Annotated in this window: 13 protein-coding genes; 5 read left to right on the forward strand and 8 right to left on the reverse strand. The window is 72.5% G+C overall.

Features of this window, described 5'->3' with window-relative positions:
• Nucleotides 1-29: 29 nt before the first annotated feature.
• The 4 genes from ACIF83_RS21055 to ACIF83_RS21070 form a co-directional block, all read right to left on the reverse strand.
• Nucleotides 30-644, reverse strand: coding sequence for a DUF4126 domain-containing protein (locus tag ACIF83_RS21055; protein ID WP_398138507.1), 615 nt, complete (start codon nt 642-644; stop codon nt 30-32).
• A 363-nt stretch (nt 645-1,007) separates the two neighbouring features.
• Nucleotides 1,008-1,637 (reverse strand): TetR/AcrR family transcriptional regulator, encoded by a 630-nt coding sequence (locus ACIF83_RS21060; protein WP_393466370.1) that lies wholly within the window; start codon nt 1,635-1,637, stop codon nt 1,008-1,010.
• 47 nt (nt 1,638-1,684) lie between these two features.
• Entirely contained in the window at nt 1,685-3,769 is a 2,085-nt protein-coding gene (locus tag ACIF83_RS21065; RefSeq protein ID WP_398138508.1) for a YhgE/Pip family protein, read from the reverse strand.
• The gene (locus ACIF83_RS21070) at nt 3,741-4,544 is read right to left on the reverse strand and encodes an ATP-binding cassette domain-containing protein (RefSeq protein WP_399728910.1); all 804 of its coding nucleotides are present in this window, start codon (nt 4,542-4,544) and stop codon (nt 3,741-3,743) included. The genes ACIF83_RS21065 and ACIF83_RS21070 overlap by 29 nt, the downstream gene beginning before the upstream one ends.
• Nucleotides 4,545-4,720: 176 nt before the next feature.
• Between ACIF83_RS21070 and ACIF83_RS21075 the strand changes: the two genes are divergently transcribed.
• The 3 genes from ACIF83_RS21075 to ACIF83_RS21085 all read left to right on the forward strand — a co-directional run bounded on the left by ACIF83_RS21075 (nt 4,721) and on the right by ACIF83_RS21085 (nt 6,901).
• The gene (locus ACIF83_RS21075; RefSeq protein WP_393466378.1) at nt 4,721-5,284 is read left to right on the forward strand and encodes an SAV_6107 family HEPN domain-containing protein; all 564 of its coding nucleotides are present in this window, start codon (nt 4,721-4,723) and stop codon (nt 5,282-5,284) included.
• 125 nt (nt 5,285-5,409) lie between these two features.
• Nucleotides 5,410-6,237, forward strand: a complete 828-nt coding sequence (locus tag ACIF83_RS21080) for a methyltransferase (protein ID WP_399728913.1) — start codon at nt 5,410-5,412, stop codon at nt 6,235-6,237.
• A 277-nt stretch (nt 6,238-6,514) separates the two neighbouring features.
• Entirely contained in the window at nt 6,515-6,901 is a 387-nt protein-coding gene (locus ACIF83_RS21085) for a DUF3040 domain-containing protein (RefSeq protein WP_386574290.1), read from the forward strand.
• 102 nt (nt 6,902-7,003) lie between these two features.
• On the opposite strand, the gene ACIF83_RS21090 is transcribed toward ACIF83_RS21085, so the two are convergent.
• From ACIF83_RS21090 to ACIF83_RS21105, 4 genes are all read right to left on the reverse strand, one after another.
• The gene (locus tag ACIF83_RS21090; protein ID WP_399728917.1) at nt 7,004-9,391 is read right to left on the reverse strand and encodes a DUF3488 and DUF4129 domain-containing transglutaminase family protein; all 2,388 of its coding nucleotides are present in this window, start codon (nt 9,389-9,391) and stop codon (nt 7,004-7,006) included.
• Nucleotides 9,391-10,749 carry a DUF58 domain-containing protein gene (locus ACIF83_RS21095; protein WP_399728920.1) on the reverse strand — a complete coding sequence of 453 codons (1,359 nt, stop codon included), beginning with the start codon at nt 10,747-10,749 and terminating at the stop codon, nt 9,391-9,393. Before ACIF83_RS21095 ends, ACIF83_RS21090 begins: the two co-directional genes overlap by 1 nt.
• Complete coding sequence (locus tag ACIF83_RS21100) at nt 10,749-11,789, reverse strand: AAA family ATPase (RefSeq protein WP_386574287.1); 1,041 nt, start codon at nt 11,787-11,789, stop codon at nt 10,749-10,751. The genes ACIF83_RS21095 and ACIF83_RS21100 overlap by 1 nt, the downstream gene beginning before the upstream one ends.
• Before the next feature lie 266 nt (nt 11,790-12,055).
• On the reverse strand, nt 12,056-12,664 hold the full coding sequence (locus tag ACIF83_RS21105) for a beta-class carbonic anhydrase (RefSeq protein ID WP_393466389.1): 609 nt from the start codon (nt 12,662-12,664) through the stop codon (nt 12,056-12,058).
• A 355-nt stretch (nt 12,665-13,019) separates the two neighbouring features.
• Here ACIF83_RS21105 and rsmH point away from each other — a divergent pair, with 355 nt between their 5' ends.
• A complete protein-coding gene (gene rsmH / locus ACIF83_RS21110) occupies nt 13,020-13,976 on the forward strand; it encodes a 16S rRNA (cytosine(1402)-N(4))-methyltransferase RsmH (RefSeq protein WP_393466392.1) in 957 nt (318 codons plus the stop codon).
• 63 nt (nt 13,977-14,039) lie between these two features.
• Nucleotides 14,040-14,630 (forward strand): septum formation initiator family protein, encoded by a 591-nt coding sequence (locus tag ACIF83_RS21115; RefSeq protein ID WP_393466395.1) that lies wholly within the window; start codon nt 14,040-14,042, stop codon nt 14,628-14,630.
• Nucleotides 14,631-14,632: the final 2 nt, after the last annotated feature.

Raw genomic sequence — 14,632 nt, forward strand, 5'->3', positions numbered from 1 at the left:
CCGCCACCGACAACGCGGCCCGCGGGCGGTCAGCCGGGCGGGCCGGGCACCCGCTGGGCCAGCCGTCGTTCCTCCCGCCGCTGGGCCCGGCGCCGCAGGAAGCGCCGGATCCGTGAGATCAGGAACACCAGCACCACGAGCCCGGAGACGAGCAGCACCGCCGCGACGACCGCCGCGGCCTCCGGGTGGAATATCGCGAACGTGACGAGGCCGGCCACCCCGAGGTCCTCGGCGAGGCTCAGCACGAAGTTGCTGAACGGCTCCGGCGAGGTGTTGACCGCCATCCGTGTCCCGGCCTTCACGGTGTGACTGGCCAGCGCGGTCGAACCGCCGATCAGCCCGGCCGCCACGTCCGACATCGAACCGCTGTGCCCGGCGAGCAGCGCCCCGACCCAGGCACCCGCGAGCGGCCGGACGACCGTGTGCACGGAGTCCCACGCCGAGTCGACGTACGGGATCTTGTCGGCGACCGCCTCGCACAGGAACAGCACGCCGGCCACGATCAGCACCTCGGGGCGCTGCAACGCCTGCGGGACGTCGTCGCTCACCCCCGTCACGCCGAAGACACCGAGCAGGAGCACCACCGCGTAGGCGTTGATGCCGCTGGCCCAGCCGCTGGTGAACACCAAGGGGAGTACGGACACGGAGGCGATCGTAGCCAGCCGGCGGGCCGGCGTCGTGGGCCCGTGCACACACGCCTGAGTATCCGTACCTAGGAGGCGAGATGAGTACGCGCGCGGATGGGGCGGGACCCGAGTGAACGGGAGAGTGGAGACACGGCAAGGGGCGCGGACCGGCACCGCCGACACGGGGCGGCGGAGCGGCGCCCGCGCCCTGGCCGCTCCTTCCGCCGATCCGTCGGCGGAAGCGAGACACGGGGGGCCCGGGGCAGACCACCACGGGGGACCGAAGGGGAAAACCGTACGGGGGAGTGCGGGAAGTACGGGGGAGTGGGAAGGCGCCGGTCCGGCGAACGGACCGGCGCCTTCCTCGTGCTCGGGGGGTGCTCAGCCCTTCCCGCTCACGCGCCCCTGGAGCAGCCGGGACAGGGCCGCGTGGACGTCGTCGAGGGAGCGCTCCGGCTGGAAGGACTTCCAGTCCAGGGCGGCCACCAGGACCATGCCGACCAGCGCGGCCGCGGTCAGCTGGACGTCGATCTCGTCGCTGAACTCGCCGGCCGCCACGCCCTCGCGCAGCACGCCCTCGACGACGGCGACGGCCTCCTGCCGCACCACCATCAAGGTGGACTGCCAGGCGCGGTTGGTGCGCCACAGCTCGGCCACGTAGAGCTGGGTGAAGGCCGGGTAGCGGTCGATGAAGACCAGACCCGCGCGGACCATCGCGTCCAGCGCGTCCACCTTGCTGCCGCCCTCGGCCGCGGTCCGCTCGGCCGCCTCCCGCAGGGAGGCGGTGAGGAGGCCCACGCCGTGCCGCAGCAGCTCCTCGAAGAGGACCGACTTGCTCGCGAAGTTGTAGTAGACCGTGCCCTTCGCGACTCCGGCCCGCTCCGCGATCTCGTCCACAGTGGTGGCGGAGAAGCCCTGCTCGGCGATGAGTGTGACGGCCGCCTCGTAGAGCTTCTGCCGGGTTGCCTCGCGGCGCGTGCTGCCGCCGGACGTGGCGCTGGTGCTTTCCATGGCCCTGATTGTCACAGGTACGCGCGCGTGCAGGGGTGTCTTGGGGATCACAGGCTCAGCTCCGGGTGCAGCCGGTCCAGCGTCCACACCTGGCGGCGCCGGGCCGCGAGCGCGGTCAGGGCCAGGGCGCCCGCGGTGAACGCCGCCAGCACCGCGCACGCCAGCCACACCGGGCCGAGCCCGCCGCCCGTGATCAGCCGGCGCAGGGCCGCCACGATGTAGCTCATCGGCAGGAACGGGTGGAGGGCGTTGAAGAAGCCCGGGCTGGTCTGCACCGGGTAGGTGCCTCCCGCCGAGGTCAGCTGGAGCATCAGCAGGGCCAGCACGAGGATCCGGCCGGCCGCGCCGAAGCGGGCATTGAGCCACTGCACGATCGCGGCGAAGCACGCCGCCACCAGGAACAGGAAGCCGACCGTGCCGGCCGCCCGCGCCATCTGCAGGCCGATCGCCCAGTGCAGCACGGACATCAGGGCCACCGTCTGCAGCACGCCCACCGCGGCCACCGGCAGCCAGCCGGCCAGCGCGATCCGCCAGCCCGGCGAACCTGCCGCCAGGGCACGCCGGTTGAGCGGCGGGATCAGCATGTACGCCACCATCGCGCCCACCCACAGGGACAGCGGGATGAAGTAGGGGGCGAAGCCGGTGCCGTAGTTGGGCGCCTTGTGCAGGTCGTGGGTGGCGAGCTGGACCGGGTCGGCCATCACGCCGGTGTGCTGGTCGCGGTCCTGCTTGTCGTAGTCGGGGATCTTCTTCGCGCCGTCGTGCAGACCGCCGGCGAGCTTTCCGGAGCCGTCGACCAGCTTGTACATGCCGCCGCTCAGGGTCTGGGCTCCCGACTCGGCCGTCCCGATGCCCTGGTCGAGCTTCGCCGCGCCGGTGCCGGCGGTGCCCAGTCCGGCATGGAGCTTCTTGGCGCCCGCGGCGACCTCGGCCGCGCCGTCGTTCAGCTTGTTGATCTTCGTGACGGCGTCGTTCACGTCCTCGTAGAGGTGCGGCGCGCGCTCGGCCAGGGCCTGGGCCTGCGTTTGCAGCTTGGTGAGGTTGGTCCGCAGCGTCTTCAGGTCGCCGTTCTGGTCGGCGATCAGGGTGTTGAGGTCGTCGGCGACGGTGGCCACGTCGGCGGCCGCCTGCCTGGCCTTCTTCAGGTCGGGGCAGACGGGGTCGGGGATCGCCGCGCTCGCGCAGCGCGCCTGGTAGACCTCGTCCAGGACGGCCGCGGACGCGTGGGCCGTCCGTGCGGCGCCCGGCGCGAGCTTCACCAGGTCGTCGAGGTTGTGGCGGACCGCCTCGGCCGAGTCGGCGACCAGCTGAGCGGTGTCCCCGATGGTCTTCTCGTTGTCCTTCAGGAACGGGCCGGCCTTGCGGTAGACGCCGTTGACGTTGTCGGCGAGGGTCTGCGTGCCGTCCGCGACCCGCTGCGAGCCGTTCTCCAGGTCGCTCGCACCCTGGGTGAGCTTCGTCAGGCCCTTGGAGAGCTTGCCGCTGCCGCTCTTGGCGTCCGTCAGGCCGTCAGCGAGGTCCTTGGAGCCCTTTTCCGCCTTCCCGAGGCCGCCCTTGAGCCGGTCGGCGCCCTCGGCCGCCGTCACGGTCTTGTCGTGGATGCCGGAGAAGGAGATGAAGATCTTGTCCAGGAAGGTCCGGGACGCCTTGGTGGAAGCGGCCGTGCGGACCTCGTTGAAGACCGTCCGGGAGATCTGGCCGACGATGTAGTTGTTCGCGTCGTTCGTGCGCACCCGCAGCGCGCCCGTCTCCGGGGAGTCGCCCGAGCTGGAGGCGATCCGGTCGCTGAAGTCGGCCGGCATCGTCAGCGACAGGTAGTAGGTGCCGTCCTCGACGCCCTTGCGGGCCTCGGCGTCGCTCACCTCGTGCCACGCGAAGGTCTTGCTGTCGCGCAGCCCGGCCACGATGTCGTCGCCGGCCGTGATCTTCTTCCCGCCCGCGGTGGCGCCCTTGTCGTCGTTCACCAGGGCCACCGGGATGCGGTCCAGACGGCCGTACGGGTCCCAGAACGACCACAGGTACAGGGCGCCGTAGAGCAGGGGCAGCACGAGCAGCGCGACCAGCGCGGCGCGCGGCAGCTTCCCGCGCCCGAAGCGCCTCAACTCAAGCGCGGCCAGCCTGGGCGAGCGCATCGGCCTCCTCCTTCGTGTCGCTCTTCTCGCTGTCGTCGTCGCTCTTCGCTTCGCTTCGGTCGCTCTCGTCCTCGCTGCGCAGGTCGCTCTCGTCCTCGCTGCGGAGGGTGGGGACGACGACGCAGTCCTCGGGGGCGGTACGGCACACCGCCACGACCGTCGTGCCCGCGCGCGCCAGGGACCGCAGCAGGTCCCAGACCTCGGCGCGCTCGGCGTCCGAGAGCTTCGTCTCGACGTCGTCCACACCGAGCAGTCCGGGCCGGCCGAGCAGGGCCAGCGCGATGGACAGGCGCAGTTCCTCCAGCCGCTCCAGATCGCGTACGGCCGTGCGGGGGCCCTTGGGGAGCGCGTCGAGGTCGAGTCCGGCGGCGGCCAGCGCCGCGTCGACGCGCTGCTGTGACTCGCGGGCCCGGTCCGCCCGGCGGCGCAGCAGCAGGCGCGGCGAGTCGCCGAACCTGCGCTGCAGCAGGGCCCGTTCCCGCAGGTGCTCCCCGACGGTCAGGGCCGGTTCCAGGTCGGTGACACCGGCCACGTTGGCCACGGCGGCGACACGGCGCACGGCCGCCATGTGCCGCGGGATTGCGGATCCGCCCACGGTGGCCGTGCCGGCGGTGGCCTTCATCCGTCCCGTGAGCGCGAGCAGCAGGCACGTACGGCCGGAGCCGGACGGTCCCTCGATCGCGATCAGCGAACCGGGCTTCGCGTCGAAGGTGATGTCCCGGAAGGCCCACCCCCGTGGCCCCTTGAGCCCTAGGCCCTCGGCTGTGACGTCCATGCCGTCCACAAGCCCCCCTGCCTGCTTGGAATCTTTTGAACTGACTGGTCAGTGCAAAAATACGCCCGAACCTGCGATCGAAGCAAAAGCCCAGGTCAGAACGGATTGTCAGTGCCATACCTCACGATGGGCACATACGGCACCTGTGCCGTCACCCAGACGACAGGAGGTTCGTCATGGCCAACTCGTCCGCAGCCGCCGCCCACCGGCGCCGCGCCACCGGCCCTGCCCCCTCACTGACCGGCCCGGCGAGCGATGTGCACCCCGTGCTCCGCCGGGCCACGGCCCCGCCCGCCGCCCTCGACCTGCTGACGCTGGCCCGGGCCGGCCTCGAAGAAGCCGCCGTCCTGGAAACCCCCAACGAGCGCTATGCGACGGCCCATCTCGCCGCGCTGCGCACCGCCGCCGCCGTGCTCGCCGCCCGGGCCCGCCCCGAGACCTCCCCGCGTCGCCGGGCCCGCATCCGCAGCGCCTGGGAGGTGCTCCCCGAGGTCGTTCCCGAACTGACCGAGTGGAGCGCGCTCTTCGCCTCCGGCGCCGCCCGCCGGGCCCGCGCCGAGGCGGGCATCCAGGGAGCGGCCGGACAGCGGGACGCCGACGACCTGATACGCGACGTGGCGATGTTCCTCCGCATCGTCGAGCGGATGCTGGTGCTGCAGCCCGTCCTGCCCCAGCCCCGGCAGGACACCGGCGAGCGCGGCGGCCCGGGCCCGCACGGGGGTCTCCCGGACGCGGGCTGACCGGGCGACGGTCCACCGGGTGGGACGGACACGGCAGTGCACCTCTGCGGTGACCAGGTACGGCGCCGGAGGCAATAGGGTGGAGTTCGCCTGAAGCCGTCCGCCCTGCCGAGGAGTCAACTGCCGTGTCGGACCCGATGCGCCCGCCCGTCTCCCCCCACCACACTCATGCGACGTCGCTGCGCTCCGGCTCCTCCCGACCCCGCGCCTCTCTCCGTACCGCCGTGGTCTGGGAGGTCCTCCAGGACGCCCTCGACCGCCGGGTCAAGGCCACGGGGCGGGACTCGCTGGACGTGCTCGACACCGGAGGCGGCAGCGGCAACTTCGCCGTGCCCCTCGCCCGCCTCGGTCACCGGGTCACCGTCGTCGACCCCAGCCCGAACGCGCTGTTCGCGCTGGAGCGCCGCGCCGCCGAGGCCGGTGTCGCCGACCGGGTCAAGGGCGTCCAGGGCGATGCCCTCGGCCTGTTCGAGGTGGTCGAGCGCGGCGGCTACGACGCCGTCCTGTGCCACGGCGTCCTGGAGTACGTCGACGACCCCGGCGAGGGCCTGCGCAACGCGGTCGCCGCGCTGCGCCCCGAGGGCGTCCTCAGCGTGCTCGCCGCCGGTCTCGGCGGTGCCGTCCTCGCCCGGGCCCTCGCCGGTCACTTCAAGGAGGCCAAGCAGGCCCTGGAGAACCCGGAGGGCCGCTGGGGTGCCGGCGACCCGATGCCGCGGCGCTTCACCGCGGAGCAGCTCACCGCGCTGGTCGAGGGCGCGGGCCTGAGGGTCGGTGCGGTGCACGGCGTGCGGGTCTTCGCCGACCTGGTGCCCGGTGTCCTCGTGGACACCGAGCCCGGCGCCCTCGACGCCCTGCTCGAGCTGGAGGCCGCGGCGGCCGAGTTGCCCGCGTTCCACTCCGTCGCCACCCAGCTCCATGTGCTCGGTGAGACGCGGGGGGCCGCGGAGGCCTGAGCGGCCTTCCGGGACCCGGCGCTGATCAGGGACTTGGCAGCAGATGGAGTACGCCACAGGCCCCCCGATCGAGCGGTTTGCGCCGTATGATCGAGGTATACCGTTCGGCATGACGGTTCGGCCGCCGGGGAATGGAAGCCTCAGCGAGCCGGGACGGCCATGGCGGATTCCGGTTGGCCTATTGGCGTAGAGGGGCGGGTTTCACGGGGGCGATTCCCTGCCTATCCTGAAGGGACCCCCCGGGTCGCCCCGGCGACTGCACGATGAGGAGGACTCCGTGCCGCTCTCGGAGCACGAGCAGCGCATGCTCGAGCAGATGGAGCGAGCGCTGTACGCCGAAGATCCCAAGTTCGCGTCGGCGCTTGAGGGAAGTGGGCTGCGGACGTACACCCGGCGGCGGGTCTACCAGGCGGTCGCAGGCTTCCTCGTGGGTATCGCGCTCCTCATGGCCGGAATGGTCGCACAGCAGATCTGGGTCAGCGTGGTGGGCTTCCTCGTCATGCTGGGCTGTGCCGTACTCGCCGTCACAGGCTGGCGGAAGGCACCCAAGCCGGGTGAGCAACCCGCGGCCGCCCCGCGCCGCCAGGTACGACAGAAGCGTTCCATGATGGACCGGATCGAGCAGCGCTGGCAGCGCCGACGGGACGAGCAGCAGGGCCACTAGCCGCTCGCCGGTTCGCGCCCACCACAGGTTCGCGCACACCACAGCAGACATCCGTGAGGGGTGACCACCAGCCGGTGGTCACCCCTCACGCGTTCTCCGGTCTCAGCCCTGCTGCCCCGAAGGCCTGCGCAGCGTCGGCCGGGCCGCCACCGCACGCGCCCTGAGCGCCGCCCACCGGGTCGACACCGCCCACAGCACCCGCGCCGCCGACCGCGGCGCGAACCGTGCCCGCAGCCGCGTCCGCCCGCTCACGCCGCCGTTCAGGCCGGCGATCACCCGGCGCACGTCCTCGGCCAGGCTCGCCACCGGGCGCGGCCGGGGTGCGTACAGCACCTGCTCCAGCGCGTCCGCCACCCGGTGCACGGCGGCCCCGGCCGCCGGGTCGAGCTCGCCCAGCCGCACGATCCTGGCCGCGGCCTTGCGCGGGGTCTGCGACTCGTCCGGCAGGATGCCCACGTCCCAGGCGCTGTCGATCAGCTCCTGCCAGACCGCCAGCGTGTGTGCCGCCGCACCCTCCTCGGTCCGCGCGTGCGCGCCGAGCCGTACGGACCGCACCCGCGCCCGCCACAGCATCGGCGCCAGCGGGATCGCCAGCACCGCCAGGCCGCCGAGCCCGATCAGCGCGTACCACAGCCAGTGCCACGAACCTCCGCCACCACTGTGCACGGCCACCGCCGCGGACGGGCTGTCGCACGCCTCCAGCTTGCGCAACTGGGCCGTGCAGCCCTCGCTCGGCGAGGCCGACACCGAGGGCGCCGCCGACGCCCCGTGGGACGGCAGGGCCTCGTCCGGCTCGGAAGTGCCGGGCTTGTTCGACTGGGTGTACGAGGGCACGGTGCCCCGGGTCGGGGTCGGCTCGAAACGGGTCCAGCCCACGCCCTCGAAGTACAGCTCGGGCCAGGCGTGCGCGTCCTTCAGGCTCACCGAGACCGTGCCGTCCGCCTGCGGGGTGCCGGGCGCGAAGCCCACCGCGACCCGGGCGGGGATGCCGAGCGTGCGGGCCATCGCCGCCATCGTGAAGGAGAAGTGGACGCAGAAGCCCTGCTTCTTCTTCAGGAAGGCCGCGATCGCGTCGGGACCGCGGCCGACCTCCACCTGGGTGTCGTACTGGAAGCCGCCGGACACCGCGAAGTAGTCCTGGAGCTTGACCGCCTCCTCGTAATGGCTCGCCGAGCCCGCGGTGATCTCCTTGGCGGTCGTGGCCACCACCTTCGGCAGCCTGGACGGCACCTTGGTGTACTCGCGCCGCAGCGCCGCCGGCGGCTGCGGAGCCGCGGCCAGCTGCTCGGCGGTCGGCTGCACGTCCAGGCTGTTCACCTGGTACGTCTCGCCGCGCGTGTTCTGCCCGTGGTCACCGACGAGCGTCATGCCGACGGGCTCGTACCGCCAGTTGCCGCTGACCCGCACACCGCTCGGCGGGTACGGCATCGGCAGCCAGTCCTGCGCGTACCAGTCCGCCGCCGTGATCGTCGTCTTCACAGTGGTGCGCTTGACGCCCGTGCCCAGGCCGACGGGCGTGGGGAAGGCGTCGGGCACGGCGACGATGTGCCGCTGGGACGGCTTCCAGGTGGTGCCGTCGAAGTCGTCCAGCGACACGATCCGCAGGTACATGTCCGAGAGGTCGCCGGCACTGGTCTTCAGGGACAGCACCTGGCGGTCGTTCTCCACGTTCAGGCTGTCGCGCAGCGACACCAGGGGGTTGACCGCGGAGATCGTGCCGCCGTTTCCGTTGCCCGCGCCGACGCCCGCTCCGGCGCCGTCCAGCAGGCCGCCCTGCATCGCGGGCAGGGTCAGCGGCACCGCCAGGGCGACACCGAGGGCGACCGCGCCGATCCGGCGTCCGGTGCGCACCGGGGCCACCGCGCCGGCCTCCGGGTCGCCCGGGGCGCGGGCCGCGCCGCCGAAGACCCGGCCCCACTGGGCCAGCCGCTCCCGGCCCTCGGCGAGCAGCAGCATCAGATAGCCGGCCGCCGCGACCAGGAACCACAGCCAGTCGGTGCCGCCGCCGGACAGTCCCGCGGCCACCGAGTACAGCGCGAGCAGCGGCAGTCCGGCCGGGGCCGCGCTGCGGAAGGTCACCGCGAGGGTGTCCACCAGCAGGCCGATCACCAGGACACCGCCGATCAGCATCAGCCTGATGCCGTCGGTCAGCGGTGCCGGTATCGCGTACTGGCTGACGTCGTCGGAGCCCTGCTGGAGCAGGTCTCCGAAGTGCCGGAAGGCCTCCGGACCGGGGACCAGCCCGACGAGCGCCTGCTGCCGGGCGAAGACCAGGGTCAGCAGCATCAGCGTGACCAGGACCTGCGCCGCCACGGTCAGTGGGCGCGCCAGCGGCACCCGTCGGGCCGCCGCGCCCACTGCGGTCTGCACCGCGACCAGCAGCACGGTCTGGAACAGCCACGTGGGCTGGTCGACCAGGGGCAGCAGTGCGCACGCGGCCATCAGCGTCGCCGCGGCGGCACAGAGGGCAAGTCGTGCCCGCCCGCTCATCACAGTGCCTCCCCGCTCACCGCGGTCAGACCCGAGCGTTCCCGGTCCGCCTGCCGCCACAGATCGTTCAGCGAGGCGCCGCGGGGCACGCCCAGCGCCGTCCAGCCCGCCTCGCGCAGCATGCGCAGCCGCTCGGCGGGCCGGCCGCCCGGGCCCGGTACGTCCGTGGCCTCCCGCACCCAGGTGTCCGGGTCCAGCACGAACGCGATCGCACCGCCGCTGCGTTGGCGCATCTTCGCGACCACCGCGGCCTGCTCCTCGTCGAGATCGCCGAGGAAGGCGATCAGCAGCCCCTCGTTCCCACCGCGGAGCATGTCGTACGCCCGGGACAGGTCCGTGCCGTCGGAGTGGTCGATCACCGCGAGGGTGTCCATCATCAGCCCGGCCGCGTCCGCGGAGTCCTGGCCGGCACCCGCGAACCCGTCGGCGCCCTCGCCGGGCACCGAGCTGCCGTTCTCCGTGAGCAGGCGCACCGTGAAGCCCCGTTCGAGCATGTGCACCAGGACCGACGCGGTGCCCGAGACGGCCCACTCGAAGGCCGAGTCGGGGCCCGCGCCCTCGTAGCCGATGCCCCGGGTGTCCAGCAGGACCGTGCAACGCGAGCGGCGCGGCTGCTCCTCGCGGCGCACCATCAGCTCGCCGTAGCGCGCGGTGGAGCGCCAGTGCACCCGGCGCAGGTCGTCGCCGTAGCGGTACCCGCGCGGGATCACGTCGTCCTCGCCCGCGAGGGCCAGCGAGCGCTGCCGCCCGTCGCCGTACCCTTTGGCCTCACCGCTGAACCGGACCGGAGCCAGCGGCTCCACGCGCGGTATGACGGTCAGCGTGTCGAACGTCGAGAAGGCGCGGGTGAGTTCGCACATCCCGAACGGGTCGGTCAGCCGCAGCTGCAGCGGACCCAGCGGATAGCGGCCGCGCAGGTCCGAGCGGACCCGGTAGGACACCTCGCGGCGGCCGCCCGGCTCCACCCGGTCCAGCACGAAGCGCGGCCGGGGCCCGAGCACGTAGGGCACCCGGTCCTGGAGCATCAGCAGGCCCGTGGACAGCCGGGAGACGTTGTCCACCCGCAGGTGCACCCGGGCCTCGCTGCCCGCGGGCACGCGCGCGGGGGAGAGCCGGCGGCTGCCGGCCACCCGGTAGCGCGTGCGGTAGAGCACGGTCGCGCAGAGCAGGGGCAGCACGGCCAACAGCAGGCCGACCCGCAGCAGATCCATCTGGCCCAGCACATACGCGCAGATCGCGGCCGCGATCCCGGCGGCCAGGAAGGAACGCCCGCGGGTGGTGAGCCCCGCCAGGGCCGTACGGACCCCGCCCGCCTCCCCGCGGTCGGGCTCCGCCTGCCCCGTCCCCCCGGTGCTCATCACAGACTCCGCGGGGGCTGCTGCGGATAGGCCGGGACACCCCGGCCGAGACCGCCGAAACCGCTCTGCTGCTGCGGCGCCGCGGGCACCGGGGTGTGCTGCAGGATCTCCAGCACCACCTGCTCGGCCGTACGGCGGTTGAGCTGGGCCTGGGCGGTGGGCAGCAGCCGGTGGGCGAGAACGGCGACGGCGAGCGCCTGGACGTCGTCCGGCAGCGCGTACTCCCGGCCGCTGAGGGCGGCGGACGCCTTCGCCGCGCGCAGCAGATGCAGCGTCGCGCGCGGGGAGGCGCCGAGTCTGAGGTCGGGGTGCGTGCGGGTGGCCGCGACCAGTTCCACCGCGTACCGCCGCACCGCCTCGGAGACGTGCACCCCGCGCACCGCCTCGATCAGCTTCACGATCTCGTGCGCGTGCGCCACCGGCTGGAGGTCCTCCAGCGGGGAGACCCCGCCGTGCACGTCCAGCATCTGCAGCTCGGCCTCGACACTCGGGTAGCCGACGGATACCCGGGCCATGAAGCGGTCGCGCTGCGCCTCGGGCAGCGGATAGGTGCCCTCCATCTCCACCGGGTTCTGCGTGGCCACCACCATGAAGGGGCTGGGCAGTTCGTAGCTCTGCCCGTCGATGGTGACCTGGCGCTCCTCCATCGACTCCAGCAGCGCGGACTGGGTCTTGGGCGAGGCGCGGTTGATCTCGTCGCCGATCACGATCTGCGCGAAGATGGCGCCCGGCTTGAACTCGAAGTCCCGACGCTGCTGGTCCCAGATGGACACACCGGTGATGTCCGAGGGCAGCAGGTCGGGCGTGAACTGGATACGCCGCACCGAGCAGTCGATGGACCGCGCCAGTGCCTTGGCGAGCATGGTCTTGCCCACTCCGGGGACGTCCTCGATCAACAGGTGTCCCTCGGCGAGCAGTACGGTCAGCGAAAGCCGTACGACCTCGGGCTTGCCCTCGATCACACCCTCCACCGAACTGCGGACACGCTCCACAGTGGCGGTCAGATCAGTGAGGCTCGCTCGATCGTCATAGGTCGTCACCCGGCCCTCCTCGGCCCGTTCTTACTCGGGCCGACGCTCTGCGATGCGAAACCGGCCCACCCCGAAAACACGGACACCGCGCGGAAAAGGTTCCACGCGACGCCCACACCCCGCATTCTTGCTGCCGTTACCGATTCGTGTCACTCGCCTGTGGACAACTGCCCTCACGATGTCGGTCTTACGGCCTTTTCGACCACCGTTTTCGATGCCGTGCGGCGGAATGCTTTCGCAGCGCGGGGGTGTTCGGGTTGGGCCGGCGGCCCCGGTCAGGCCGGGTCGACCTCGCGCAGCAGGCCGGTGCGCACGTCGAAGACGAAGCCGCGCACGTCGTCGGCGTGCAGCAGGAACGGCGAGGTGCGCACCCGCTGCATCGACTGGCGCACGTCCTGGTCGACGTCCCGGAACGACTCCACCGCCCACGCCGGACGCTGGCCGACCTCCATCTCCAGCTCGGTGCGGAAGTCCTCGGTGAGGGACTCCAGACCGCAGCCGGTGTGGTGGATCAGGACGATGCTGCGGGTGCCGAGCTTGCGCTGGCTGATGGTCAGGGAGCGGATCACGTCGTCGGTGACCACGCCGCCCGCGTTGCGGATCGTGTGGCAGTCGCCGAGCTGCAGGCCGAGCGCGGCGTGCAGGTCGAGGCGGGCGTCCATGCAGGCCACCACGGCCACGTGCAGGACCGGACGGGCGTCCATTCCGGGGTCGGTGAAGGCCTCGGCGTAGTGCTCGTTGGCCTCCACGAGGCGGTCCGTCACGGTGCCGCTCGTTATGGCGCCTTCGGATCCAGTGGGAACTGCTGCGGAAGTCGTCATACTCATGACGTTACTGGTCACCCCCGGTCCCGGCCTGCTGTGAGAGCGGACAAAGAACGTCATCGTGGCTTGTTGTGAGCTAACCCACACGGAGGGCAAACGTGGGCCGGATGGGTGAATCTTTTCGAATTGCCACTCCGTCCGAGGCGCGGTACGCGACGCGCAGGCCGGTTGATTGACCGCGAGACACGGTGGACTAAAGTGACGCGAAGCGGGAGGGGCGGCTCTCCCTGCTGGTGAAACCCCCGGAGACCCCGGCCCACACCCGGACCGTCTCCCCACGTGCGCGGCGCGTACGTACGGCTCGGCCTCCTCCCGCTCCCGGTCGGCTGACGCTTCCGGCGCCGGCAGGCCTCCCCTTCACAGAGCGGGCGGGGACCCGGCGGTGCGTACGGCCCGCCGGAACTGAGAGGCCCCCTTGAGCCAGAGTCGACACGTCCCGGTGATGCTCCAGCGGTGCCTGGATCTGCTGGCGCCCGCCCTGGAGCGGCCGGGAGCGGTGGTCGTCGACTGCACCCTCGGCCTCGGCGGCCACAGCGAGGCCCTGCTGACGCAGTTCCCCGAGGTGCGGCTCGTCGCCCTCGACCGGGACAAGGAGGCGCTGCGCCTGTCCGGCGAGCGGCTCGCGCCCTTCGGCGAGCGGGCCACCCTGGTGCACGCCGTCTACGACGAGCTGCCCGACGTACTGGACCGGCTGCGCATCCCGCGCGTGCAGGGCGTCCTGTTCGACCTCGGCGTCTCCTCCATGCAACTGGACGAGGCCGACCGCGGCTTCGCCTACGCCCAGGACGCCCCCCTCGACATGCGTATGGACCAGACGACCGGCATCAGCGCCGCCGAGGTCCTCAACACCTATCCGGCGGGCGAGCTGGTGCGGATCCTGCGCGCGTACGGCGAGGAGAAGCAGGCCAAGCGGATCGTCTCGGCGATCGTCCGCGAACGCGAGAAGGAGCCGTTCAGCAACAGCGCGCGGCTCGTCGAGCTGATCCGGGACGCGCTGCCGCAGGCCGCCAAGCGCACCGGAGGCAACCCGGCCAAGCGCACCTTCCAGGCGCTGCGCATCGAGGTCAACGGCGAGCTGTCCGTCCTGGAGCGGGCCATCCCGGGCGCGGTGAAGGCCCTCGACGTCGGCGGACGCATCGCCGTGCTGTCGTACCACTCGCTCGAGGACCGGCTGGTGAAGCAGGTGTTCGCGGCCGGCGCCGCGTCCACCGCGCCGCCCGGGCTGCCGGTCGTGCCCGAGCGCTACCAGCCGCGGCTCAAGCTGCTCACGCGTGGTGCCGAACTTCCCACCGAGGAAGAGGTCGCCGAGAACCGCAGGGCCGCCCCGGCCCGGCTGCGGGGCGCCGAGCGCATCAGGGAGGACGCCGAGTGAGCGAATCGGGTCGGTTGGGTTTCCGAACTCACCCGTCGGCGCGCCGGAGCCACCGGAGGCCCAGTGAGTAGGAAACCCGAACTGAGGGGGAGGGCCGCCCGGCTCGCCCGGCTCTTCCCGGCCGGCCGCGCCCGCGCGGCCCGCACCCCGTTCGTCCTCCTCGTCGTCCTGCTGCTGGGCGGCGGCCTCATCGGGCTGCTGGTGCTCAACTCCGCCCTCAGCGAAGGCTCGTTCAAACTCGACGACCTGCAGAAGCAGACGAAGGGCCTCACCGACGAGGAACAGGCCCTGCAGCGGGACATCGACGCCTACTCGTCCCCCGACGCCCTCCAGCGCCGCGCCCGCCAACTCGGCATGGTCCCCGGCGGCGACCCGGCCTTCCTCGGCTCCGACGGCAAGGTCAAGGGTGTACCGAACGCGGCCAGCCCCGAGCCCGCCTCCTTCGCCCAGCCGGTCGCCCCGGAGGCCATCCTCACGGCCCCCGGTGTCTCCGCGTCGCCCTCGACCGCCGCGACCCCGTCGTTCTCCCCGGTCGCGCCGACGCAGCCACCCGTGACCCCGGCCCCCTCGGCCCCGGCGGCCGCCCCGGACGGGGCGGTGCCACCGCCGCCCGCCACCTTCCAGTCCGCGCCCACCCCGACCCCCGGCAGGTGACG

It is taken from the genome of Streptomyces sp. NPDC085866, from assembly GCF_044541035.1.
GTDB lineage: Bacteria > Actinomycetota > Actinomycetes > Streptomycetales > Streptomycetaceae > Streptomyces.